The 25209-nt window shown below is 73.5% G+C and carries 20 protein-coding genes; 4 read left to right on the forward strand and 16 right to left on the reverse strand.

Features of this window, described 5'->3' with window-relative positions; genetic code table 11:
• Positions 1-3 precede the first annotated feature (3 nt).
• The 4 genes from mdcA to ACFO60_RS00290 all read right to left on the reverse strand — a co-directional run bounded on the left by mdcA (position 4) and on the right by ACFO60_RS00290 (position 4114).
• Complete coding sequence (mdcA, locus tag ACFO60_RS00275) at positions 4-1638, reverse strand: malonate decarboxylase subunit alpha (RefSeq protein WP_380835526.1); 1635 nt, start codon at positions 1636-1638, stop codon at positions 4-6.
• 292 nt (positions 1639-1930) lie between these two features.
• Positions 1931-2383, reverse strand: coding sequence for a BP74-related protein (locus ACFO60_RS00280; RefSeq protein WP_380835528.1), 453 nt, complete (start codon positions 2381-2383; stop codon positions 1931-1933).
• Positions 2384-2643: 260 nt separating this feature from the next.
• Complete coding sequence (locus tag ACFO60_RS00285) at positions 2644-3447, reverse strand: SGNH/GDSL hydrolase family protein (RefSeq protein WP_380835529.1); 804 nt, start codon at positions 3445-3447, stop codon at positions 2644-2646.
• A gap of 19 nt (positions 3448-3466) precedes the next feature.
• Complete coding sequence (locus tag ACFO60_RS00290) at positions 3467-4114, reverse strand: TetR/AcrR family transcriptional regulator (protein ID WP_380835530.1); 648 nt, start codon at positions 4112-4114, stop codon at positions 3467-3469.
• Positions 4115-5172: 1058 nt separating this feature from the next.
• Here ACFO60_RS00290 and ACFO60_RS00295 point away from each other — a divergent pair.
• The 3 genes from ACFO60_RS00295 (at position 5173) to ACFO60_RS00305 (ending at position 8158) form a co-directional block, all read left to right on the forward strand.
• The gene (locus tag ACFO60_RS00295; protein ID WP_380835531.1) at positions 5173-5859 is read left to right on the forward strand and encodes a superantigen-like protein SSL4; all 687 of its coding nucleotides are present in this window, start codon (positions 5173-5175) and stop codon (positions 5857-5859) included.
• Positions 5860-6044: 185 nt separating this feature from the next.
• A complete protein-coding gene (locus ACFO60_RS00300) occupies positions 6045-6698 on the forward strand; it encodes a maleylpyruvate isomerase N-terminal domain-containing protein (protein WP_380835532.1) in 654 nt (217 codons plus the stop codon).
• A 137-nt stretch (positions 6699-6835) separates the two neighbouring features.
• The gene (locus tag ACFO60_RS00305; protein ID WP_380835533.1) at positions 6836-8158 is read left to right on the forward strand and encodes a hypothetical protein; all 1323 of its coding nucleotides are present in this window, start codon (positions 6836-6838) and stop codon (positions 8156-8158) included.
• A 30-nt stretch (positions 8159-8188) separates the two neighbouring features.
• On the opposite strand, the gene ACFO60_RS00310 is transcribed toward ACFO60_RS00305, so the two are convergent.
• The 11 genes from ACFO60_RS00310 to ACFO60_RS00360 form a co-directional block, all read right to left on the reverse strand.
• Positions 8189-8563: a VOC family protein gene (locus ACFO60_RS00310; RefSeq protein WP_380835535.1), complete on the reverse strand. Its 375-nt coding sequence runs from the start codon at positions 8561-8563 to the stop codon at positions 8189-8191.
• A complete protein-coding gene (locus tag ACFO60_RS00315) occupies positions 8560-9138 on the reverse strand; it encodes a TetR/AcrR family transcriptional regulator (protein WP_380835536.1) in 579 nt (192 codons plus the stop codon). Before ACFO60_RS00315 ends, ACFO60_RS00310 begins: the two co-directional genes overlap by 4 nt.
• A gap of 86 nt (positions 9139-9224) precedes the next feature.
• Positions 9225-11894, reverse strand: coding sequence for a fumarate reductase/succinate dehydrogenase flavoprotein subunit (locus ACFO60_RS00320; protein WP_380835538.1), 2670 nt, complete (start codon positions 11892-11894; stop codon positions 9225-9227).
• Entirely contained in the window at positions 11895-12650 is a 756-nt protein-coding gene (locus tag ACFO60_RS00325; RefSeq protein ID WP_380835539.1) for an ABC transporter ATP-binding protein, read from the reverse strand. It lies immediately after the preceding gene.
• Between the two features lie 38 nt (positions 12651-12688).
• Entirely contained in the window at positions 12689-13600 is a 912-nt protein-coding gene (locus tag ACFO60_RS00330; protein WP_380835540.1) for an ABC transporter permease, read from the reverse strand.
• A complete protein-coding gene (locus tag ACFO60_RS00335) occupies positions 13597-15009 on the reverse strand; it encodes an ABC transporter substrate-binding protein (protein ID WP_380835542.1) in 1413 nt (470 codons plus the stop codon). The genes ACFO60_RS00330 and ACFO60_RS00335 overlap by 4 nt, the downstream gene beginning before the upstream one ends.
• 11 nt (positions 15010-15020) lie before the next feature.
• Complete coding sequence (locus tag ACFO60_RS00340; RefSeq protein WP_380835543.1) at positions 15021-15248, reverse strand: 4Fe-4S dicluster domain-containing protein; 228 nt, start codon at positions 15246-15248, stop codon at positions 15021-15023.
• Positions 15239-16069 (reverse strand): GntR family transcriptional regulator, encoded by an 831-nt coding sequence (locus ACFO60_RS00345; RefSeq protein ID WP_380835544.1) that lies wholly within the window; start codon positions 16067-16069, stop codon positions 15239-15241. The genes ACFO60_RS00340 and ACFO60_RS00345 overlap by 10 nt, the downstream gene beginning before the upstream one ends.
• A 188-nt stretch (positions 16070-16257) precedes the next feature.
• Positions 16258-16743, reverse strand: coding sequence for a GNAT family N-acetyltransferase (locus ACFO60_RS00350; protein ID WP_380835545.1), 486 nt, complete (start codon positions 16741-16743; stop codon positions 16258-16260).
• Between the two features lie 61 nt (positions 16744-16804).
• Positions 16805-18361 carry a class I adenylate-forming enzyme family protein gene (locus ACFO60_RS00355; RefSeq protein WP_380835546.1) on the reverse strand — a complete coding sequence of 519 codons (1557 nt, stop codon included), beginning with the start codon at positions 18359-18361 and terminating at the stop codon, positions 16805-16807.
• 428 nt (positions 18362-18789) lie between these two features.
• Entirely contained in the window at positions 18790-22314 is a 3525-nt protein-coding gene (locus tag ACFO60_RS00360) for an AAA family ATPase (RefSeq protein ID WP_380835548.1), read from the reverse strand.
• A 221-nt stretch (positions 22315-22535) separates the two neighbouring features.
• On the opposite strand from ACFO60_RS00360, the gene ACFO60_RS00365 reads away from it, so the two are divergent.
• Entirely contained in the window at positions 22536-23954 is a 1419-nt protein-coding gene (locus tag ACFO60_RS00365; protein WP_380835549.1) for an amidase, read from the forward strand.
• 81 nt (positions 23955-24035) lie between these two features.
• On the opposite strand, the gene ACFO60_RS00370 is transcribed toward ACFO60_RS00365, so the two are convergent.
• Positions 24036-24893, reverse strand: coding sequence for an alpha/beta hydrolase family protein (locus ACFO60_RS00370; protein WP_380836410.1), 858 nt, complete (start codon positions 24891-24893; stop codon positions 24036-24038).
• Positions 24894-25209 lie beyond the last annotated feature (316 nt).

A 25209-nucleotide genomic window follows, 5' to 3' on the forward strand; every position in this document is an offset into this window, starting at 1 on the left:
GGATCACCAGGTCCGGAACCGCGCGGGTGGGTCGTACAGTCCGCCGGACCACGCCACGAGATCTTCGATGCTGCGGGCGGCCAGCAAGGATCGCTTCGCCCTGCGGACGTCGACGCCGAGGTCCTCGGGCAGCGCGACCAGCCCGTCCCGGCGCAGCGCCTCGACGCGCCGCTCGTCGATGCCGCGGCCGATCGGGGTGGCGCCCGCGACCGCGGCCACCGCCTCGCGCCGCTCGGCAGGTCCCGCGGCTTTGTAGAGGTAGGCCACCCCCTCCTCGGTCACCACGTGGCTGACGTCGTCCCCATAGATCATGATCGGCGGGACGGGCATGCCCGCGTCCTTGCCCACGGGGACCGCGTCGAGCGTCTCGACGAACGCCGGCTCGCCGCCCTGGCGGAAGGTCTGCGTGATCTGCACGACGAGCTTGCGTCCCCGCAGCGCCGGGGCGTCGCCGGTCAGCATGCTCAGCCAGGCGGGGGAGGAATGCCTGCGGCCGTGCGGGTCGTGTCCCATGTTGGGCGCTCCGCCGAAACCGGTCAACCGGCCCTCGGTGACCGTCGAGGAGTTCGCGCAGGCGTCTATCTGCAGCGACGACCCGATGAACAGGTCCACGGCGTACTGGCCCGCGAGCTGGCACAGCACCCGGTTCGACCGGAGTGAGCCGTCCCTGCCGGTGAAGAACACGTCCGGACGGGCGGCGACATAGCGCTCGGTGCCCGGCTCCCCGCCGAAGCAGTGCACCGATTCGACCCAGCCGCTCTCGATGGCGGGGATGAGCGTCGGATGCGGGTTGAGCGCCCAGTGTCTGCAGATCTTCCCGCGCAGCCCGAGCTCCTCGCCGTAGGTGGGCAGAAGGAGCTCGATCGCGGCGGTGTCGAAGCCGATGCCGTGGTTCAGCGTGGTCACGCCGTGCCGCTCGTAGATCCCGCGCAGGGTCATCATGGCCATCAGGATCTCCACCTGACCGATGCGGCGGGGATCGCGGGTGAACAGCGGTTCCAGCGCGAACGGCCGCGGGCTCTCCACGATCAGGTCCACCCAGTCGCCGGGAATGTCCACCCGGGGCACCTTGTCCACGAGTTCGTTCACCTGGACGACGGTGACTCCGTCGGAGAAGGCCACCGCCTCGGCGATGGTCGGGGTGTCCTCGGTGCCGGGACCGGTGTACAGGTTTCCGTCGCGGTCGGCCTGCTCGGCGCAGAGCAGCGCGACGTGCGGGGTGAGGTCGACGAACATCCGCGCGTACAGCTCGACGTAGGTGTGGATCGCTCCGATCTCGACCTTGCCGTCGGCCAGCAACTGCGCCATGCGCACGCTCTGCGGGCCCGCGTAGGCGAAGTCGAGACGGCGGGCCACGCCCCGCTCGAACACATCCAGGTGCTCGCGCAGGCTGATCGAGGAGATCAGCAGGTGAAGGCCGTGCACCGCACCCGGATCGCACCCGGCCAGCGCCTCGGCGAGGAAATCGGCCTGTTTCTGGTTGTCGCCCTCCAGCGCCACCCGGTCGCCCGGACGCAGCAACGCCTGGAGAGCCTCACGCATGCGCCCGGCGTCCAGAACCCGGCCCGAGGCGAAGGGGCGGACCATGTCCATACGCTCGCGCTTGGCGGTCCGCCGCCGCGTCCAGTCTCGCGCCATGCCTCACCCTCGTCCAGGTCGACTCCCCTCTGATGCCTCGAAAGGCATGAAAGTAAGTCAAAGAGGGCGACAAGAATCCCTGGGCGACCAGGCCGTGACCGGGCCAGGGCCGTGAAGGTTTCACCGCGAAAACCCTGGGTGAGGCGAAGGCGGCTATGGCCACAGGCGCGACCGCCACCAGCGCGACCCGCACGCCGAGGCCCTGGTCCTTCCCGCCCAGGGGAGGACCAGGGCCCTTTCTCGCCCCCTGATCAAGGCGGCATGGTGGGGGATCAGGGGTGCGCCGGCATGGTCACCCGCTCACCTCCCGTATCACCCTGGAGGACCACGGACACCAGATGTACCCCGGCAGGAACGCTCCGCCGGCCTCGTCCAGGTGCTCCTCGACGTAGGGGATGGTGGCGTCGCACACCTCGATGGCCATGTCGAAGAAGCCGACCGTGTCGGGGTTGTAGTGGTACCCCCAGCGGGGGTTGTAGGGGACGGGACGCGGAATGAGCCTGCCGATGAGGTGGGGCTCGGACGTGGTCGTGCCACTGACGAGGTCTCGGGCGTGCTGGATCTTGGCGGGGTCGGTGAGCTTGACGACGAACCGCTCACCGGTGACGTCGGTGATCTCGAAGTAGGCCCCCGCGCCCGGTTCGGCCGAGGCGAGGCGGACGGCCCGCGCGGGAGGGGCCGCGGTGAGGGCGAACATCACGACCGCCGCGAGGATGATGCCGATCTTGGGGCTGATACGTCGCACGGAACCTCCGATGCCGGTGAGCCTGACTTTCGTGACGCTGAGTGATGTCAGCATGACAGAAAGTAATGGCGCGGTAAAGCCCGCGTCTCACCGCGTCCGCCGTTACGGGGGACTCAGGTCGCCCGCCGACGGCAGGGCGAAGGCGTATTCGGCGCTGACGCCGATCCGGCCTGCTCATCGCCGGTGATGGCCTTGGTGACCGCCTCGCGGAGGGCGGCCACCGCGTCGGCGACCCACCGGGACTTCATGAGGCGCGAGGCCTACGACGTTCGCAGGCCGTCGCCGGGGAGGGGGTGGGTGGGGTGCAGGGGTTGCAACTGCGGGCGTTTGGCGCTGCGTCCGTCGCCCGATGAGCGGCCTCGCAGCCGGCGGACCATCCAGGGGCCGAAGAAGGAGGCGGCCCAGGTCAGCTCGGTGCGGGCACGGGCCCACGGCACTGCGGGCGGCAGCGGCGGGAGCGGATCGGCCCAGGAGGCGTCGCTGCCGGGCACGCCGAGAGCGTGGGCGGTCGCCGCGGCGAGGCGGGCGTGTCCGTCGGGGCCGAGGTGGAGGCGATCGGCGCCGTAAAGCCGGGGGTCGCAGGTCACCTCGTGTTCGAAGGTCTCCACCAGGACCGCGTCGTGGCGGCGGGCCGCCGCCCTGATGCGTTCGTTGAAGTCCATCACTCTGGGCCGCAGCCGCCGGGCCAGCGGGATGACGCGGCCGACGTCGGGGAAGGTGAAGGTGACCACGCGTGCGCCCGAGGCGGAGAACGCGGCCAGCATCGCCTCCAGGTCGGCGGTGACGGCCGCGGCGTCGAATCCCGGCTGCACCAGATCGTTCATGCCCGCCATGACGCTCACCAGGTCGGGTTCGAGCGCGAGGGCGGCGGGCGCCTGTTCGGCGCGGATCTGCGCGGTGAGCCGGCCGCGGACCGCCAGGTTGGCGTAGCGGAACTCCGGCTCATGCGCGGCCAGCAGTTCGGCCAGCCGGTCCGCCCAGCCCCGGTAGCCGGTCTGCTCGTCGCCGTCGTTCAGGCCCTCGGTCTGGCTGTCCCCGATCGCGACGTACCTTCGATGACTCACTGAGCTCCTCCTGGGTGGATCATGTGTTCTCCGCGCCCAGCCCGAGCACGCCCGCGGCCGCGCGGGCCGCCAGCAGCTCGTCGTGCGGCGCCTGCCCGGCAAGCATGATCACGGCTCCCTCGAGCGCTCCGATGAACGCGAGCGCGACCGTTCCTGCCGGAGGGCCGGGGGGAATCGCCCCTGCTTCGCGCCCCGCCGTGATCAGCCGGGCCACCCGCCTGACGCCGGTGTCCGAGACCCGCTCGATCTCGCGGCCGAGTGGATGGTCCTGGCCGCTGAACTCGGTTCTCAGCGCCATCACGACACGAGCGATGTCTCGCCGGCAGAAGACGGCGTGGCCGCGCGCCAGCGCGAGCAGCGCGGCGACCGGATCGGCCTGCTGGTCGGCCGGCCCGCCGACCTCGGCTCTCCAGGTCTCATCGACCCACTCGATCACCGCCCTGGCGAGGGCTTCCTTGTCCTTGAACTGGTGGTACAGCGCACCGCGCGTGTAGCCCGCTTCGCGTGCCACCTGTTCGAGCACGAGGTTGCCGTAACCGTGACGGGACAGCCCTCGCGCGGCCGCCTCGAGCAACGCGCTCCGGGAGAGCGCGCTGCGTTCGGCCTGAGTCGAACGCCGACCGGCCGGCGGCCTCCGTCCCGGACCGGACGACTCACGTACATGCATGTCTGCATGTTACTACTCGGCGTGCCGCATATGCGGCGTTCGATCATCCTTCGAAGAAGGTCAGGTCCAGGCCGGAGACGGTGCGCCGGGTCGGCGTGCAGCCGCCGGGGCAGGCCTGCTCGTGCACGGCCTCGCTCTGACGCCTGGTACAGGGCGCCGAACGCGGCGGCCATGCCCTGCTTGCGCCTTAAGACGAAGCGATGACCGGCCGGCTGCCGATCGGCGACCGCCTGTGTCACGGTGATCTCGCCGCCTTCGGCGCCTCTCCTCGCTTCCCTGAAGGACGCTGGTCACCCTGGTAATCCGGCAGGAGCGGCGTTATCGGCCTTGCTGGGATTAACGATGATATTTCCGGTAAGGAGCGGCCTGCCGGGTTGGCGTGGCCGAGAATGGCGTGCATGTCTTACCCTCCCCCACCCGATCCGCCGTCCGACGCGCCTCAGGGGCGTCAGGCAAGCCAAGGACACGGCGGCCCCCCGGGACCGGACGCCCCCCACGGGCCGAACGGCCCGCACGACCCGGGCGCTCCCCAGGGGCCGGGCGCTCCTCAGAGTCCGGGTGACCCGTACGGCCAGGGCGCTCCGCAGGGACAGGGTGACCCGTACGGCCAGAGGGGGCCGCAGGGGGGCCCGTACGGCCAAGGTGGCCCGTACGGCCAAGGTGACCCACATGGGCAGGGTGACCCGTACGGCCAGGGTGGCCCGCAGGGTGGCCCGTACGGCCAGGGCGTCCCACATGGGCAGGGCGGGCCGTATCCCCCGGGCGCCCCGGGGCCATATGGGTACGGACCTCCGGCCGGTTACGGCCCACCCTCGCAGGGCGCGGGACCGCACCCCCAAGGCGCGGGGCCGTACCCGCAGGGCGCAGGGCCGTACCCGCAAGGCGCGGGGCCGTACCCGCAGGGCCCGGGACCGCACCCTCAAGGCGCGGGACCATACCCGCAGGGCGCGGGGGGCCATCCGCAGAATCCGTATCCGCTGCCGGGCACGCAGCTTCCCCCGCCGCCCGCCAAGAGCGGCAAAGGACTGATCATCGGTCTGATCGTCGGGTTCGCCATCGTGCTGCTCGGCGGCGGAGCGATCATCGCGGCCATCTACTTCGCCAACGGCGGGCCCGCGGGGAACGTCGCCGTCCAGGTGCCGACGATCGAGCCGCCGTCGGCGGACACCACCCGTCCGACCCCCGCCTCCTCCGAGTCCGACCCGCCCGCCCAGGAGAGCGCCCCGCCCACGCCGGCCCCCAGCGAGACGGGGACCGAGGCGCGGTCCCGGCGTGCCGAGCCGGGCTCGCCGATCAGCCACCGCGAGTTCGGCGACTGGAACTTCGGGCTCGGGAGCCTCAAATTCTCGGCCGACAAGGTCGGAGGCTGGGACTACACCTCCTGCGCCCCCGTCGACGCCGCGGGCGTGCTGGCCAAGACCCACTGCGACCAGGCGGTCCAGATCGCGTACTCGGCCTACGGCGGCAACATCAAGGCGGTGCAGGTGCTGCTGGGCTTCCCGACCGCGCGTGACGCCAAGGCCGCGGCCACCCGGCTGGCCAAGCTCTCCTCCAGCGCGCTCAAGTGGCGGCGGGACCGCGTCCTCAAGAGCTACGCCTACGGCAAGATCCGCTGGCGCGACTCCAAGGACTACGTGATCGTCACGATCGTCACCGCCAACAAGGCGGCCAGCGGGAGGGCCGCGAAGTTCCACGGCTATATGCAGGCCGACATCGAGAGCTACTTCACGCTGCGCGACCTGTGAGTCCTCCGCCTAGTGGCCCCGCCCGGCCCCCTCCAGGCGCTTGAGTCCGCGGTTCAGCGGTCCCGCCCGGCCCCCGTCCTGGCGCTGGGGGGCGGGACGCTGACGGGGAGCCCGGCGCCGGCCGCCGCGGAGGGCGCCGGGTTTTCCGCTTGTCCGCCATCGCGGCGCGGCGTTACCGTGCGGCGGTGGATCTCTTCTCCCGTTCGTGGACGGCGTTGCGCACGGTGGTCGCCGAGACGCCGGACGAGGACTTCGAGCGGCCGTCGGGCTGTGCCGGCTGGCTCGTGCGGGACCTGGTGTGCCACCTGGTCATCGACGCCCAGGACGTCCTGATCACGTTGGTCACGCCCGCCGAGGTCGCGCCGACCGTGGACTCGGTCACGTACTGGAACCTGGTCGAACCGCCGACCGGCCAGGACCCGCTCGACGCCCTGATCCCCCGGCTGGCCGCCGCGTACGGCGAGCCGTGGTTGCTGAGGTTCCATCTGGACGACGTCGGCTCCGCGGCGGGGCGCGCCGCCGCGCTCGCCGATCCCGCCGCCCGTGTCAGCACCCGCGGGGAGGTGCTGACCGTCGGGGACTACCTGTCGGCGTACGTGCTCGAATGGACCTTGCACCACCTCGATCTGATCGCGTGTCTGCCGTCGGCCGCCGAGCCGCCCGCCGAGACCCTCGCGGCAGCGCGCGCGTCCCTGGAGCGGATCGCCGGGCACCCGTTCCCCTCCTCGTTCTCCGACACGGACACGTTGCTCGTCGGCACCGGACGCCGCGCGCCGACCGATATGGAGAAGGCCGCGCTGGGCGGGTTCGCGGCGAAGCTCCCGCTCATCCTCGGCTGACCCACCCTCCAGCCGATAAGTCACATGTTCACGACGTCGCGACTCCAGCGCTTCGTGATACGCGCCCTGATGAGTCACGATCGAAATGGACGGGGACGCGGGAATTGTCATGAAGTGTCGTTCACCGGAGGGGACCGATGAACTGGTTACGCATTGTTCTGATCGCGAGCGTCGTCGCGATCGTCGGGGCCGGGGCCGCCGCCTATCTGCTCCTCCAGGACGACGGGCACAGCGAACTCACCGGGGCGCGACCGGCCGCGCCCCGCCCGGTGGAGACGCGCGAGAGCGTGCTGACGGACGTCCAGGGCACGGTGATCGAGGAGTTCTCCGGCGACTGCGCGGGCAGCAGGTACCCGTATGTCTGCCGGTACGTGCGCGACCAGCTCCTCGCCTACGACAAGGGACTCCTCGGCCGCGGCGGGCTGACGATCAGGACGACGATCGACCAGCGGGCGCAGCGGGCCGCCGAACGGGCGATCGACTCCTGGATCGGCCCGGACGATCCGCAGGTCGCCTCGCAGGTGCTGATCGTGCCGGGCGAGGGCGCGATCAGGGCCATGGCCACCAGCGCCGACTCCGGTGAGGCTCCGGCGCTCCAGCAGGGGACGACGGCGATGCCCTACACGCTGGCAGCCGCGCTGGCCAAGGGCATGCACTACGACGACGGGTTCCTCAACCCCGACACCTACCAGGCCGCCGGGTACACGGCGTTCAAGAACTGCAAGGGCGAGAACGTCGGCGATCCAATGCATATCGTCCACAACCGGAAACCCGGCGGCGGCAGGTTCACCACCCTCCGCTCGGGCGCCGAGGCCGCGGCGAACACCTTCTTCATAAGGCTGCAGGAGAACGTGGGCCTGTGCGAGACGGTGGAGACGGCCGAGCGGCTCGGCCTCAGGCGCGCGGACGCCCGGCCGTTACAGGAGGTCGAGACGTTCACGCTGGGCGTCAACGAGGCGGACCCCGTCTCGGTGGCCGTCACCTACGCGACCTTCGCCGCCCGGGGCCTGCACTGCGAGCCGACGGCGATCGCGGAGATCAAGGAGCCCTCGGGCGCCGTCCGCGCCTTCCCGCCGCGCTGCGCCCAGGCCCTGGACCCGGGGGTCGCCGACGCGGTCACCGGTCTGCTGAAGGCCGACCACGGCACGCTGGACGGCGTCGGCCGCGACGCGGCGGGCATGCCGGGCACGGCCGACGGCTACATGACCGCCTGGTACGCCGGCTACACCCCCGGGCTGGCCTCCGCCGTCAGCCTCGGTGTCCCCCCGCAGCCCTTCCTCCACCCGCTGAGGGACGTCACCATCAAGGGCCGCCACTACGAGCAGGTGGACGGCTCGACGATCGCCGCCCCCATCTGGAAGGCCACGATGACCGCGGCCCTGAGCGGGACGGCGGGGACGGCGTTCACGGCACCCGACGCCGGCCGGTTCGGCGGGTGCCGGGACTTCTGCGAGCGGTGATCTGTCCGCCGCCGGCATCGCGACGGGCGGTCACTCCGGAGACATGACCTCGTACAGGTTGCGCGCGGCATCGACGAAGAACAGCCCGCGGGGGCACAGCGGATGGTCGATGCGGCCGTTGTCGGGGTGGGCCGGGTGATCGCCGTAGGGCACGCCTGCCTGCCTCAGGCGGTCCAGGATCCGCTCGAAGGTGGCCGGATCCACGTCGAAGGCCAGATGCACGCCGACCGGCTCGTCCACGGTCATGAAATCCAAGGTCAGCGTGTCGTTTATCCGCACGGGGGCGAAGTGGCCGTCCCGGCCGGCGGGCGGCTGTTCCTCCAGGCCCATGATGAAGGCGAAGAAGCCGGCCGCCTGACGGTTGTCGATCGCCGGGACGATGGCGTGGTTCAGCGTGATGGTCATGCCGTGCGCCCCGGGGTGGCGAGGGTGCCGTGCAGGAGGATGCCGACCAGTTCTTCCGCGGAGGGCTGGGCGTCGGGGGATGCGGGGCGGGGGAAGAGCATGCCCAGGAAGACCGAGGCGATCTTCTCCGGCTCCATGCGCAGGGCGGCGCGGTCGGGTTCGACCAGCTCGGTGACGGCCTCGTGGGTCGCCTTCATCGAGGCCTCCCGGGCTCCGGGCTGTGGCCGGGCCGCCGAGGTGCGCTCGCGGCGGTGACCGGAGGCGTGCAGGGCTCCGATCACCGTGCCCATCCGATCCAGGTGGGCGCGCAGCGCTTCGGCCGCCTGGGTCAGCCGGTCGTCGAGCGGTTCGTCGAGGGAGATCGCGGCCAGCTCGCGCAGCACGTGGTCGGGGTTCATCGCCTCGGCGGTGCACGCGTCCAGCAGTTCCTCCTTGTCGGTGAAGACGCGGAAGATCGTGCCCTCGCCGATGCCCGCGGCCCGGGCGACCTGGCTCGTGGTGACGGCGGCGCCGTGTTCGGCGACCAGCGGCAGCGCCGCGGCCACGATCATCGCCCTGCGCTGGTCTGTGCTCATCGCCGGCGCTCGCCGACGGGGTGGTGTGGGCGTCATGCGCCCACTTTAATGAGTGAGCACTCACTCAGTCAAGGCGGACTGAGTGCTCACTCCCTCGCCGGCTCCAGCGCCCGGCGGGCGTAGGCGCGGACGTCGGCGTCCGGGTCGGACAGGGCCGCGTCCAGCGCGGCGGCGACGTCCGGGGCCGCCGCCCAGGAGGTGAGCGCGAGCACGGCCGCTTTGCGCACATCGAGGTTGGCGTCCGCCAGGGCCTGGACGAGCGGCCCGGACGCGATGTCGCGGCCGGCGGCGCCCAGGCAGCGGGCCGCCCCGACGCGCACCTGCCAGGCGGGGTCGGCGAGGCCGCGCAGCGCCTCGGCCTCCAGCGGGGCGCCGGTGGCGCCGGACGCCTCCAGCGCGGCCGCCCTGACCAGCGGGTCGGTGTCGGCGGCGAGCGCCGCGAGCGCGGCGGACGGCTTGCCGATGAGCCCGAGGCCTCTGGCCGCCCAGACCCTGACCTCCCGGGACGGGTCGCCCGCGGCCGCGGCCACCAGGCCGGCCTCGTCGAGGGAGACCAGCCCGCGGATCGCCTCGATGCGCACGCGGCGGTCGGGGTCGTCCATGCCGGCGCGGAAGGCGTCCCGGTCGCCGAGCCGCAGCGCGCGCAGCATGTCCAGCGCGGTGGCCCGGACCACCGCGTCGCCGCCGGCGAGCCGCCCGGCCAGGGCCGCGCCGAACTCCGGGGTGGCGGGAAGCACCTCGGCGAGCTCCCTGAGCCCGGTGGCTGCGGCCCGCCGTACCGCGCCGTGGTCGTCGCCGAGCGCGGCGACCAGCGCCGCGCCCGCGCCCTCCGGGACGGTCTCGGTGAGCGCGGCGATGGCCGCCCGCCTGACCTTGGGGTCGGGATCGGCGAGGTAGGGCGCGAGCCGGTCGGCGGTGGGCTGCTCCTCGGCCAGGCGGTGCAGCTCCAGGATGCGGGGCGAGCGGCCGACGGCGGCCCGTTCGGCGCGCTCGGCGGCGACCCGCCGCACCGCCGTGGACGCGTGGGCGCCCAGCGGCACCGGCTCCCCGCCCGCCGGCGCGAACTCCGGCACCGGCACCAGGTACGGCTCGACGGGACGCTTGAGGAACTCCATCGCCCCGTCGTCCCGCTTGCGGAGGTTCAGGTGGAACAGCCACCGGCCGTCGTCGCGCGCGGGCAGGTCGGCGCGCTGGTGGTACAGCCCCCACCGGCTCTCGGTGCGGGTGAGCGAGGCGCGGGCGGCCATCTCGGCGCAGTCGCGGATGAAGTCCACCTCCGCGCAGCGCATCAGCTCGTGCGGGGTGCGCGCGCCCATCGAGACGATCTCTTCGCGCATCCGCTCGAAGGACTCCAGTGCGATCTCCAGCTTGGCGGCCGTCTTGGGCGGGGCGACGTAGTCGTTCACGAACCGGCGCAGCTTGTACTCCACCTGCTGCTGAGGGGGCCCGTCCGGGTGGCGCAGCGGGCGGTAGACCAGCTCGTGCGCGTCGGCGATCTGGTCGTCGGGCAGCCCCGCCGGGGCGCCGCCGTGGTGCGCGGCGGCGTGGGCGCCCGCGAGGTCGCCGAAGACGAACGCGCCGATCATGTAGTTGTGCGGGACGCAGGCCAGGTCCCCGGCCGCGTACAGTCCGGGCACCGTCGTGGCGCCGTTCTCGTCCACCCACACCCCTGACGCCGAGTGCCCGCCGCACAGGCCGACCTCGGAGATGTGCATCTCCACGTCGTGGGTCCGGTAGTCGTGGCCCCTCCCGGCGTGGAAGGTGCCCCGGGTGGGGCGCTCGGTGGAGTGCAGGATGGTCTCCAGCGAGCTGATCGTCTCGTCGGGCAGGTGCGTCAGCTTCAGGTAGATGGGCCCGCGCGCCGAGGCGATCTCGGCGGCCACCTCCGCCATCATCTGCCCCGACCAGTAGTCGGAGTCGACGAACCGCTCCCCCTGGCTGTTGACCTGGTAGCCGCCGAAGGGGTTGGCCACGTAGGCGCAGGCGGGGCCGTTGTAGTCCTTGATCAGCGGGTTGATCTGGAAGCACTCGATGCCGCTGAGCTCCGCGCCCGCGTGGTAGGCCATGGCGTACCCGTCGCCGGCGTTCGCCGGGTTCTCGTAGGTGCCGTAGAGGTAGCCGCCGGCGGGCAGGCCGAGGCGGCCGCAGGGGCCGGTGGCGAGGATGACCGCTCCGGCGGCGACGGTGACGAAGCGGCCCGACCTGGTGTCGAACCCGGCGACGCCGACGGCCCGGCCGCCGGCGGTGAGCACCCTGACCGGCATGACGCGGTTCTCGATGCGCACCTTCTCCCTGATGTCGCGGCGGCGCAGCACCCGGTAGAGGACCTTCTTGACGTCCTTGCCCTCGGGCATCGGCAGCACGTAGCTCCCCGAGCGGTGCACTCTGCGCACGGCGTAGTCGCCGTACTCGTCCTTCTCGAACTTCACGCCGTACCGTTCGAGCCGTCTGACCATCTCGTAGCCGCGGGTGGCGGTCTGGTAGACGGTCTTCTGGGCGACGACGCCGTCGTTGGCGCGGGTGATCTCGGCGACGTAGTCCTCGGGGGTGGCCTTGCCGGGGATGACGGCGTTGTTGACGCCGTCCATGCCCATGGCGAGCGCGCCGCTGTGGCGCACGTGCGCCTTCTCCAGCAGCAGGACGCGCGCGCCCTGCTCGGCCGCGGTGATCGCGGCCATCGTTCCGGCCGTGCCTCCGCCGACGACGAGCACGTCGCATTCCAGGTGCAGGCGGTCCTCGATCGCAGGGATGTCCATCTACAGCTCCTCCAGGATCCTCGCGCGCGTCTCGCTGCGGTCGGCGGCGGGGTCGCGGGGCCCGCGCATCGCGATCACCGAACGGACGCCGTGGCGACCGAGCACCACCACCCGGTCGGCGAGCAGCAGCGCCTCGTCGACGTCGTGGGTGACGAAGACGACCGTCGCCCGGGTGTCGGCCAGCACCTCCAGCAGCAGGCGCTGCATCTGCGCGCGCGTCTGGGCGTCCAGCGCGCCGAACGGCTCGTCCATGAGCACCGCCCGGGGCGCCCCGACCAGGGCCCGGGCGAGCTGCACGCGCTGCCGCATGCCGCCGGACAGCTCGCGCGGCAGCCGGTCCTCCGCCCCTGCCAGGCCCACCCGGGCGATCCACGCGCCCGCGGCCGCCGCGCGCTCGCGCCGGGGCGTCCTGCGGATGCGCAGCGGGAGCTCGACGTTGGCCCGGACGGTACGCCACGGCAGCAGGCCGTCGTCCTGGAAGATCATGGCGCGGTCGGCGGAGGTGGCCGCGACCGGCACGCCGTCGGCGAGGATCCGGCCGCCGTGCGGCGCCAGCAGCCCGGCCATGGCGCGCAGCAGCGTGGACTTTCCCGAGCCGGACGCCCCGACGACGACCAGCACCTCTCCCGGGACGACGTCCAGGCCGACGTCCCGCAGCACCGGGCCGCGGCCGTAGCCGAGCGACAGCCCGTCCAGCGTGAACCCGAGCCCCGGCCGCGCCTCGCCGGTGCGGACAGGTTGCGCGAGCGTCGTCACGTGGTGCTCCTCTCGGACCGCGCCGGCCGTCCGCGCCCTCATGACGCCCGCCCCTCGGCGCGGGGCAGCCAGCGGGTGGCCCTGCGCCCGGCCAGCTCGACGGCGGCCGAGGTGGACCAGCCGAGCAGGCCGATGGTGGCCATCCCGACGATGACCGCCGGGTAGTCGACGAGCGTGTACGACTGCCAGGTGCGGTACCCGACGCCGAACTCGCCGGAGATCATCTCGGCGGAGATGACGCAGATCCACGCCACGCCCATGCCGACCGACAGCCCGCCGAACACACCGGGCAGGATGCCCGGCAGCACGACGTTCCACAGCACGTGCCGCCGCCCGCCGCCGAGCGTGCGGACGGCGTCCTCCCACAGGGTGGGCAGCGCGCGGACGGCGTGCCTGGTGCTCACCATGATCGGGAAGAACGCGGCGACGAAGGTGATGAACACGATGCCCTGCTCGTCGGTGGGGAACAGCAGGATCGCGACCGGGACCAGCGCGATCGCGGGGATCGGGCGCACCGCCTCGAGCAGCGGCAGCAGCACGTCGCGGGTGCGTCCGGAGCGGGCGACGGCGATGCCGACGAGCACGCCCGCGACCGCGGCCAGGCCGAACCCGGTGAGGATCCGCAGGAGGCTCTGCAGCAGGTCCAGGTAGTAGATCGGGTCCGCGAGGCGGCGGGACGCCTCGGCGGCGATCTCGCCGAGCGTCGGCAGGCGGTCGAACCGGAGCCAGAGGCGCGCGTCGGTGACGGTGAGCGCCTGCCACAGCCCCGCGGCGGCCAGCAGCGACGCGGCCTTGACGGCCCAGCCCCACCGCCCCCCGCGCGCCCCGGGCGAAGCGGCGGCGGCCTCCCGTGGCGCGGCGCCGATGGGCGCGGCCTCGATCGCGGCGCCGATCGGCGAGCTCCCGATCGACGCGGCGCCGATGGGCGAGCCGTCGAGCGGCGCGGTCACCGGCCCTCACCGCCCGTCTTGGCCGCGCGCAGCGCCTCCTCGTAGGAGACGGGCCGCGTCTTCGGGTGCTCGGCCCGGTAGGCGGCGGCGCCGTCCTGCGTGCTGAAGGGCAGGAACCTGGCGTCGGACGGGGCGGCGGGGTCGCGCAGCCAGACCGAGCCGTCGGCGAACCACCGGGTGCCGGTGACCGTGTCGGGGACGTAGGCGGCGCGCACGGGCGCGCCGGCGGCGGCCACCTGGCGCAGCAGGCAGGTGGGCGTGGCGGCCGGCCGCGTGGTCGTGGCGCCGGTGAGCCACAGCTCGGAGGCGGTGCCCGGGTCACCTGCCGTCGTGCCGCAGACCGGGTCGGTCCCGGTGATCTTCGCGGGGTTGACGGCCGACGCGCGGTCGGCGTCGTAGGCGGGGCCGTACGCCTTGCGCAGGTAGGCGTCGTTGACGAACGCGCGGACGTCGACTCCGGGGAAGCCGTCGCCGATGCGCTTGAGGAACGGCACGTCGTGCTCGTGGGCGGCCTGGAGCCGCGGCTTGAGCGTGACGTCGAAGGTCGAGATGCCGCCCGGGCCGTTGTAGAGGTAGACGACCTCGGCGGGCAGGCCGGTGGCCTTCGCCACGGACTCGGCGGCCTCCAGCGGGTGCTCGTGCAGGTAGCGCGTGGCGTCGATCTGGGCCTTGAGGAAGGCGTCCACGACGTCGGGGTGCTCCTTGGCGTACGCCTGGCGCAGCACCACGCCGTGGAAGGTCGGCACGTCCAGCGCCGAGCCGTCGTACAGCAGCCGGGCCTTGTGCTGGAAGACCAGCAGGCCCGGCCAGGCGACGAACTGCGCGTACGCCTGGACTCCCCCCGACTCCAGCTGCGAGGCGCCGACCGCGGGCTGGTGGTTGACGACGCGCACGTCGCGGGCCGGGTCGAGGCCGGCCTTCTCCAGCGCCTGGACGAGCGTGCCGTGCCCGGCGGAGCCGGCGCTGGCCGAGATGGTGGCGCCCTTGAGGTCGGCGAGGGTCCTGGCCCTGGAGCCGGGCGGGACGACGACCATGTTGAGCCCGCCGCGCATGTTGTACCCGGTGATGGAGACCAGCTCGGTGCGGGCCGCGGGGACGCCCTGCGTGCGCGCGGCGTTGATCAGCAGCGGGTAGTCGCCCATGGACCCGATGTCGATCTTTCCGGCGACCATCTTCGCCGTGATGGGGGCGCCGGTGTCGTAGTCCTGCCACTCGACGGAGTACGCCGGGCCGAGCCGCTTCTCCAGGTAGCCGAGGGACCGCAGCAGCGTTCCGGCGGTCACGGTGTTGATGGTCTTGGACTGGTAGCCGATGACGAGCGTCGTCTTCTCGTTGCCGCCCGCCGCGCCCGCGACCGAGCAGCCGGTCACGGCGAGCAGCACGGCGATCGACGCCAGGGCTCCGCGCATGGTGGGCTCCCTCATCGCAGCAGGTAGGGGATGTCGATGGTGACGGCGTCGACCGGGCACCTGGCGGCGCACGGACCGCAGTACCAGCACTCGTCGACGTGCATGTACGCCTTGCCGGTCTCGTCGCTGATGGCGAGGGAGTCGAGCGGGCACGCCTCGACGCACAGCGTGCACCCCTCGATGCACAACGACTCGTCGATGGTCACGGGCACGTCGACCCGCTGGTTGATCAGGGCCATGGCCGTTCCTCCGTGGTGGCGTCGTGGTCGCGGCGCGGGGGCCGGGGCGCGCCGGTCCGGGCGCCGCCGGGGGTGGGGGGTGAGCGGTCGAGATGGCCGCGCATGGTCAGCCGGTCACCTCTGAAGCGGATGAACTCCAGGTCGACCGGCCGCCCGTCGGCCAGATGGGTGAGCCGTTCGACCATGAGCAGCGCGGCGCCGCGCGGCGCGTCGAGGGCGGCGGCGGTGTGGGCGTCGGCGTTGACGGCCTCCAGGGTGAGCTCGGCCATGCCGAGCGGCTGGCCGGCGATGCGTTCGAGCAGCACGAAGATGTCGTTGTGCTCAAGGTCGGCGTCGAACAGCGGCTCGCCGACCTCGCGCAGGAGGTAGGTCAGATCGAGCGAGAGGGGCAGGCCGTTGAGCCGGCGGAGCCGTTCGAGGTAGATGACCCGCTCCCCCTGCGGCACGCCGAGGCGGTGGCCGACCATGGCGGGCGGCTCGATCAGGGTCATGGTCCTGACCTGGTTGGTCACCTCGCCGTGCTCGTGGAGGGTCTCTGCCAGACCGAGCAGCCGGTTCAGGCCGTGCGGGAGCTTCTCCTTCGCCACCGTGGTGCCCACTCCCGGGCACCGCTCGACCAGGCCTTCCTCGCGCAGCAGGTGGAGCGCCTCGCGCACGGTGTTGCGCGAGGCGCCGAAGTCCCGCGCCAGCACCGCCTCCAGGGGCAGTTGCCCCGTCGGGAAGTGCCCGTGCACGATCTGCCTTCGCAGCAGGTCGGCCACCTGCCGGGCTCGATCGGCCCGGCGGCGCCGCGAGATGGCCTCCGTCGTGACCCGTTCCACATCCGCCTCCGGCCGCTCGCCAGCTCCGACGGAATCAACCTAGCAATCCGGTAGGGAAATAGGGATAACGGAGAGATTGCGCCACTTGGAGTGGCCCGCGCACCCGCGCCGAGCAGGCGCCCGGCCGCGGGAGAGGCGAGATCCGCCACCCCCCGGAGGGCCGGCCGGCCGGTCGCGTCAGGGGGCCTTCAGGACGCGAGCGCCTTCTCGAAGCAGAGGGAGTAGTCGAGGGACTCATAGGGCGGGAAGATCGGGACGCGGGTGTAGCCCGCCCGCTCGTACAGCCGCACCGCGTCCGGTTGGCGGTCGCCGGTCTGCAGGATGATCCGCTCCGCGCCGAGCGCGCGGGCGGCGTCCTCCGCCGCCGCCAGCAGGGCCCGCGCCACCCCGGTACCGCGGTGGGAGGGGGCGACGTACATGCGCTTGAGCTCGACCTCCTCGCCCAGGCGGCGCAGGGCGATGTGGCCCACGGGCAGCCCGGCGTCGAAGGCGACGCCGGTGTGAAGGACCGTCTCGGCGCGCACGCCCATGCCGGTGGGCAGGTGGCCGGGGTCGGCGAGCCGGTCGGCGTACCGTAGTCGCATCTCGGCGTCCATGGCCTGCCGCAGCGCCTCGGCCGCGGGGTCGTCGTAGGGCACGGGCCGGACGGCGAACGTGGTCTGGTCGGTCGTCATCGGTCTCCTCGCCGGTTCGATGGACGGGGTGGGCGCGCCCTGGGCGACGGACGAGCCTACGCTACCGGGCGCCGCGCGGCGCGGCCGGGCCGTACAGCTCCAGCAGGGCGCGCTTGTCGGGTTTGCCGCTGGTCGCGACCGGCACGGCGGACACCGTCGTGATCGTCTGCGGGACGCCGTCCTCGCCGAGCTCGGAGCGCACCAGCGCGGTCAGCGCGTCCGGGTCCGGGGTGCGGCCGGCGGCCGGCACGATGAACGCGTGGACGGCCTCCCCCGTCCGCTCGTCCGGCGCGCCGGCGACGTAGGCCTCGGCCACGTCGGGGTGACCGGCCAGCACGCGCTCGACGGCACCGGCGTACACCACCGCCGCGTTGACCAGGATGACGTCCCTGGCCCGGCCGACCAGGTACAGCAGGCCGGCCTCGTCGAGGTGGCCGAGGTCGCGGGTGCGCAGCCAGCCGTCCGTCACCGCCTCGCGGGTCTCTTCCGGACGCCCCCAGTAGCCCGCCATCAGGTACGGGCTGCGCACGTAGATCTCGCCGGTCCCCCCAGTGGCGAGTGGGCGGCCTTCCTCGTCGCGCACGCTGATCTCGACGCCGGGATTCGGGCGGCCGACCGAGGCGGGCGCGCGATCCGGGAAACGGGCGATGTCGCCGGGGGTGAGCATGGAGATCAACCCGGACTCGGTCGTCCCATACCCGTTGTACACGATGGGGCCCAGCCGCTTCACCGCCTCGGCCAGCCGGTGCGGGCCGACCGGCGATCCGCCGAGTATCAGGGCGCGCAGGCTGCCGACGTCGACCCGCTCGGCGCGCAGCACGTCGAGCATCTGGCACAGCCGGGGCGCGGCCATGACCGAGCCGGTGATCCGGTGACGCTCGATCGCGTACGGGAACAGCGGCCCTCCGTCCTCCTCGGGGATGACCGCGGTGCCGCCGCCGAGCAGGCACAGCAGCAGGTAGTCCAGGATCACCGTGCTGGACAGGGTGCCGAACAGCAGGAAGCGCCCCAAGGACTCGGCGAACTCGGCCGCGAGCGGGGACCAGCCGCGGGGCTGCCAGGACCAGTGGGCGCCGAGCGCACGGTAGGTCAGCGCGCACCCCTTCGGCTCGCCGGTGCTGCCGCTGGTGAAGGTCAGCAGAGCCACGTCGTCCGGGCGGGCCGTGACATCGGGGAAGCCGCCGGCGCCGGGGTGGGCCAGCAGGTCGGCCGCGCCGGCGACGGGTCCGAGGGACAGCATCGCGGCCGGCCCGGCGGCGCCGAACAGCTCCGGCGTCGCCGTCGACGCGTCGACGACCACCGCGTCGATCCCCATGCCGAGCACATGGGCGAGCAGACGGGGGGTGTAGCCGGGCCGTACGCACAGCACGCGGCAGCCCAGCGCGTGCGCGGCCATGTGCGCGGCGAACGCCTCCGGCGAGACGCCGGCGCGGACGGCGACCCCCCGGCCGGGCCCGAGTCCCGCGTCGAGCAGCGCGGCGGCCAGGCGCCGGATGAGGTCCAGCAGCTCACCCCGTGAGACGAGCCTGTCGCCTTGTTCGAAGGCCGGGCTGTCGGGCGAGGCGCGCAGCGCCTCAAGGAGGGGGTGCGGGAACGGCGGCTCGGCGGAATCGTGCATGTCCGGCTCCTCTTTGCCAGGTCGCCGAACCGCGGCAGCGACACGGTCGGCGGAGGTGTCGGTATATGACCGGCTTGTCGTCCGCAATGGTAGGCGGCGCGGATCCGAACGGATCAGTGGACGGAAAAACCGGTGGCCGGCCGTCCCAGGGCCGGATCTACGATGACGCCGTCCTGACCCCTACGGCGGGCTTCTCCGACGACGCGCTGATGTCGGCGCCCGCCCGCTGCTGGGACGTGACCGTGGCGGCGATGGCCTACCGGCCGGTCGGCTTCGGCAGCCACCAGTGGGAGGTGACCGACGCCGCGGGCACCCGACGGTTCGTCACCCTCGACGAGCTGGACGTCGGCCGTCACTCGTCGCGCGAACCGCTGGACGCCGCCTACGGCAGGCTGCGCGCCGGCCTCGCCACCGCCCGTCATGGGGAGTCAGGTGGCCGGCGGGCGCGGGTGCCGCTGCCGTTCGCCGAGGAGGCGGGCGATGAGCTCGGCGCGGTTGGCCAGCCCCAGTTTGGTGAGGATGTTGCGGACGTGGCTCTCCACCGTGCGCTCGCTGAGCGTCAGCCGGTCGGCGATCCGCCGGTTCGACAGCGCCTGCGCGACCAGCCCCGCCACCTCGCGTTCCCGCGCGGTGAGCGGGTCGTCGGCGCGGCGCCTCGCCGCCGTCGCGGCGAGCAGCCGGTCCGCCCGGGCGAGCGGCCCTGGAAGGTCCAGCCGCCGCGCCTCGGCCGCGGCGCGCTCCGCGAGAGCCGCCGCCTCCTCGTGATCTCCGGGTGCCCCGCGGCGCAGCAGCACCTCCGCAAGCGGAAGCCACGTGTGGACGAGCCAAGGCCGCGCGTCCAGCAGCAGGTTGACCTCGGCCGCCGCGCGAAGGGCCCCCTCGGCCTCGTCCAGCCGTCCCATGACGGCCGCCATCCGCCCGACGGCCCTGGCGGACGAGCCGCCGCAGAAGCTGTCGGCTCCCCCGGGCACCCCCGCGGCCGCCGCCCAGGGCAGCCAGTGCTCGTGCGCCCACTGCGCGGCTTCCGCGTCGTCGAACGCCTCGACCAGCTCGGTCACGTGCTGGAGCACGCCCATCCCCCGCGCACCGGGCAGAGGGCCGCGCAGCGACAGCCGCAGACGCTCGTACCTGGCGAGCGCCTCGTCACGGGCCCCGTCCAGATGCAGGCGGAGGGCGTACGCGGCCTCGATCACCGGAATCGCCGCGTTCGCCATGTTCGCCGCGTTCGCCGCGTTCGCCGCGTTCGCCATGTTCGCCGCGTTCGCCGCGTTCGCCGCGTTCGTCGGCGGAGTGGCGAACGAGCCCCGGTGGCCGTCCGGCAGCTCACGCCGGTCGCCGCGCACCAGCGCGAGCAACTGGGCGAACACGTCGGTGACCACGCACGCCAGCGAATCCCCCGTGCGGACGGCCAGCGTCCCCGCCTCCGCCGACAGCGTGCGGGCGTCGTCCCAGCGTCCGGCCAGAGCCGCGCGCGCCGCCGCGGCCCGCCGGTGGTACCAGCCGGCCACCGGCAGCCGCGTCGCCGCCGCCAGCTCGCCCAGCCGCGCGATGCCGTCGTCCACCGCGGCCAGGTCGCCGACCTGGTAGGCCGCGTCGAGCCGCCAGATGTGCCCGCGGACCGCCGACATCGGCCGGCCGGCGCGCAGGGCGATGCCGACCGCCAGTTCTCCGAGCCGCCGGCGTTCGGCCACGTCGCCCGGCCGGTCGAGAATCCCCGCGCGGGCGCGCACGGCGTCGAGCAGCGCCGCCGGGTCGCCGCAGTCCTCGGCGAGACGCAATGCCTCGGCGGAGGTCCGCGCCGCCTCCTCCCACCTGTCGGCCTCGACCTCCCATGACGCCTTGCGCGCGAGCAGCCGCGACCGGATGACCACGGCCGACGCCTCCCCCGCCCACCCGCGACCAGCGCCCGCGCCGGTGCACGCGTCAGCGGCAGGGGTCGCCGGAGCGGCGTCCATGGCCGCGAGCGCGCGGTCGCACAGGGCGGCCATGGCGACCACGACGGCCCGGTCGCCCGCCCCGCCGACGACGAGGGCGGCGGACGCGAGCAGGTCCGCCCGTCCAGCGGCCTCGGCCGCCTCCGCGGCCTCGCGGCAGCGTCCCGCGCTCTGGCCGACGAACCCGGCGTAGCACTCGGCGGTGGCCGATTCGATGAGGGCCTCCGCCCGCCGCACGGGGCCGGCTCCGGCCCGCCCCAGCAGGTCGAGTGCCTGACGGGCGAGCCTGGCCGCCTCCTCTGGTGCGGCCGACCGCAGAGCGTACGCGGCCGCGGCGCGCGTCCAGCGGACGGCCGTGCGCAGGGTGCCGGCGTCGTCGCCCGCGCGCTGCCAGTGCGCGGCGATGCGCGCGGCCTGGGCAGGGTCGCCGCCGGCCCACCGCTCCAGCGCCATGGCCGCGCTCTTGTGCAGGTCGGCGGCATCCCGCGCCGTCGCGGCCGCGACGCCTTCACGCACCAGGGCATGCGCGAAGCGGAACATCGACGGCCTGCCCGGGTCGTACTGGCCCGGCTCGTCCGCTCGGTGTCCCAGAGCGCCCGACTCGTCCGCTCGGTGTCCCAGAGCGCCCGACTCGTCCGCTCGGTGTCCCAGAGCGCCCGGCTCGTCCGCTGGGTGTCGCGTTGTGCCCGGCTCGTGGGCTCGGTGTCCCGGTGTGCCCTCCTCGTACGCGGCCGGCGCCGCCCACCCGTGCGCGACCGGCGCCGCCCGTCCGCGCGTGACCGGCACCGCCTGTCCGCGCGCGACCGGCGCCGCCGCTTCGTGTCCGGTCCGCGTGCCCGGGAGCGGAACGGGTGCCGGTGCCATGCCGGTGGTGAGCACCCCGGACACGGTGAGCCTGTCCAGATGCCCGGACACGACCGCGTGCGGCAGTCCGCGAACGGCGGCCAGCAGTCGCACGTCGATCTCCTGTCCGAGGACCGCGGCGACGCCCGCCGTCCTGCGTACCTCCGCGTCCAGGCCGCCGAGCATGCCGAGCACGAGCATGCGCAGATCCGCCGGCGGCATCAGCCCGTCCTCGATCGCCCCGCCGCCGGGGAGCGACCCGGCGGCGGGACGAGGCGCGCGTTCCAGGGCACGGGCCATGGCCGACACCAGCAGAGGCAGCCCTCCGGTGCGCTCGTGCACGGCCGACGCGAGCGCCGCGCCGTCGGGCACGCCGGCGAGTATCCGCGCCACGTCGGCCGCGGTCAGGGGGGCGAGCGCGAGGGAGCGTACGGCTCGGCCGCGGGTGATCTCGGCGAGAGTGGCGGCAAGGCCGCCGCCGCCGTCTCCGGGGCCTGGATGCCGGTGCGTCGCGAGGACGAGCAACCGCGAGCCCGCGGCCTCGGACGCGACCTGGCGGAGCAGGGCCAGCGACGCCTCGTCCGCGTCGTGGACGTCCTCGATGACGACGACGAGTCCCTTGGCGTCCTCCGCGGCCGCGAACAGCGCATCGGCGAGTGAGACGAGCAGCCGGAAACGCGCCGCGCCCGCCTCGGAGGCATCAGCCGCGACGACCGACTCCGCAAGCGGACCATCGGACGAACCAGCGGCCGTCGCGGTGGGAGGAGGGACGGCGGACGACTCCGCAGGCGGACCAGCCGACGGACCGGCGGCCGTCGCGGTGGAGGGAGGGGCCGCGGGCGGATCGGCCGCCGTCAGGGTGGAGGGAGGGGCGGCGGACCCGGCAGGTGGGCCGATGGGCGACTCGGTGGGTGGGAGGGGGTGGAGCCGCTCCAGGATGCGCGTCCACGGCCACAGCGGCGGGACGCCCTCCTCGTCCGGGCATCGACCCCAGACGACTCCCGGTTCGCCGGCGACGGCCTCCTCGGCCAGGCGGGACTTGCCGATGCCGGCCGGGCCTGAGATCAGGACCATCCCGCCGGCGCCCTCGCGAGCGGCGGCGATGGCCTCGCGCAACAGCGCGACCTCGCGATCACGCCCGGCGAAGGGGCTCCGGGCGCCTTGTCCGGCATCCACGTGACCAGTCTGACAGCCGAGCGCGCGAACGCGCCGCCGCCCGTCCCGGCCCGGCAGCGGGGTCGGCGGGTGCCTGTGCTGCCCGGTGGCGCGGGTTCAGTACCGGGGTCAGTGGTAGCCCTCATGACCGGCGGAGGGCCCCGGCCCATGCTGGTCTCCAGGCGCCGGGGGCATACCACCCGGGCCGGAGCCGGGCGAACCGGCGAGCAGAGGGGGACGATGTGGAACTCCACGAGTACGCGGGCCATGACGCCATCGGGTTGCGCGACCTGATCGCCGCGGGAGAGGTCACCGCCGCGGAGGTGGAGAGCGTGGCGCGGCGGGCCTTGGAGGTGGCCGACGCCCAGGTGAACGGGTTGGCGGTGCCGCCGTACACCCCGGCGCTCGACCACTCCTCAGAGGGGCCGTTCGCCGGGGTGCCGTTCCTGATCAAGGACAACGGCCCGACGGCGGAGGGGATGCCGTTCTTCTGCGGGAGCCGCAGCGTCCACGCCGTCGCCGCGCGCGACACCGATCTGATGCGGCGGCTCCGCGCCGCCGGCCTGGTGACGCTGGGCATGACGACGGTGCCCGAGATGTTGATCAGCTTCTCCACCGAGTCGGTCCTGTACGGTCCGACGCGCAACCCGTGGGACCTGGAACGGGGGGTCGGCGGGTCGAGCGGAGGGTCGGCCGCCTTGGTCGCGGCGGGCGCCGTGCCCCTCGCCCATGGCAGCGACGGCGCGGGCTCGATCCGGATCCCCGCTTCGTGCTGCGGGCTGGTCGGGCTGAAACCCAGCCGGGGGCGGGTGCCGTGCGGGCCGGACGTGGGAGAGGCGCTGTTCGGCATCTCCGTCGAGTCGGGGCTGAGCCGTACGGTGCGCGACACCGCCCACTATCTCGACGCGATCCAGGGGCCCTGCGCCGGCGACAAGTACACCGCTCCGCCTCCCCTGCGCCCGTACGCCGAGGAGCTCGGGGCGGACCCCGGCAGGTTGCGCGTGGCGCTGTCGACGCGGGCGTGGTCGGGCGCGGTGGTGGATCCGGAGGTGGCGGCGGCGGCCGTCCAGACGGGCCTGATGCTGGAGAAGCTGGGCCACGTCGTCGGGGAGGCGGAACCGGACGTCGGCGCGGACACCGTCATGCGGGCGATGGTGCCGTTCGCGATGGTCGCCGTCGCCGCGCCGCTGCTGGCGGCGCTCAGGCCGCCGGACCCGGCCGAGGTGGAGGCGGTGACGCTGCGGGCGTTCACCGAGCTGAAGGAGATGAGCGTCTACCGGCTGCTCGGCGCGTTCGACGCGCAGAACCGCGCGGGGCGGACGGTGGGCGCCTTCTTCGGCGAGTACGACCTGCTCGTGACGCCCACGCTCGCCCGGTTGCCCGCGCCGCACGGGACGCTCCGCTACAACGATCCCGATCACACGGTGGCGACGTGGCTGGACTCGCTGTTCGACTATGGCCCGTTCACGCCGTTGTTCAACCTCACTGGCGAGCCGGCGATCAGCCTTCCGCTGGGCCTGAGCGCGAGCGGGCTGCCGATCGGGGTGCAGATCGTCGCCCCGTACGGCCGCGAGGACCTGCTGTTCCGCGTCGCGGCGCAGCTCGAGGAGGCCATGCCGTGGGCCGGCCGCACGCCACCGGTCTTCGCCGGGAGCCGCTGAGCGCGGGATCGGCCGCGCCGGCGGCCGCCATCGGGAGCGGTCCGCGCGCCGCCACGGAGGGGACGGCGCGCGGAGCCGCGGCTAGGTGAGCGGGCAGGTGTCGCGGTACTCCGAGATCGCGATGCTGCGCGGCGCCGGACACAGGAACTGGTCATAGCGGGTGTCGTCGTCGATGAAGCGCTTCATCCACGAGATCATGTACTTGGCCATCGTGGTGTTGGACGTCTGCGGGAAGAAGTGCGAGGCGGCCGTGAGCTCCATGTACGCCTTCTCGGTCGACGACGGGATGCTCGTGTAGAACGGCTGGGAATGCGTGGCCACCGGGGCGATGGCGTCCGCCTGGCCACCGATGATCATGGTGGGCACGCGCACTCCGGACCAGATCTTGGTCAGGTTCCACGGTGCGATGGGGATGGCGGCCTGCAACGAGGGCCGCGCGTTCGCCGCCTCCAGCGTGCCGCCGCCTCCCATGGAGTGACCGGCGACGGCCAGGCGCGTGCTGTCGATGCGGGACCTCACCGTGCTGCTGCTGCTCCTGACGAGATAGTCGAGCGCGGCGAGCAACTGCCTGCCCCGGCTGTCGGGCTGGTCGTACAGGGTGTTGGTGTTGATGCCGAAGACGACGAAGCCCTGCGAGGCCAGCCTGGGCCCGAGCCAGCTGAGGGTCGACCAGGTGGCGGTGTAGCCGGGAGAGATGGCGATGGCGCCGAAGGTGCCCTGGCTGGTGTCGGTCGGATAGTAGATGGTGCCGCCGCCGAACCCGCTCACGCTCAGCGACGAGACGGAGGTCTGCGCGGTCGCGAACGGGCCGCGGGCCGCCTCGATGCTGGACTCGGTGGGTGCGGGACCCCGCTCGTAGGGACCGGCCGCCGCGTGGGCGCCGGGGGCGTAGGCGACGCTGCCGCCGGTCAGGGCCAGCGCCAGGAACACCTTGGCGATGAGCCGTGCTCCGAAGGGACGCCGGGGCGCCCTCCGCGCGACGGCGATCCGGGGAGAGGCGCTCCGGCCGGGGACGGCGGCCTGCTCGTGGCGGGGGGTGGCGGCGGGGAGGAGGGTGAGGGAGAGAATCTCGCGTGGCTGCACGTTCGTGTGCTCCCTGTCGGTGGGGGACCGGCAGAACCGACCGCCCCACCCGGGCATGTGGGGAACGTCGCAGGTCAACGGGGCTGGACTGTTCTGCTGCTACTGACTGCCGCAATTGTGGAATCGCCGGGTCACCCACGCATCGGCGAAATCACCAGCCTTCCGCCGACCG

The organism is Sphaerisporangium dianthi (genome assembly GCF_042654065.1).
Lineage (GTDB): Bacteria > Actinomycetota > Actinomycetes > Streptosporangiales > Streptosporangiaceae > Sphaerisporangium > Sphaerisporangium dianthi.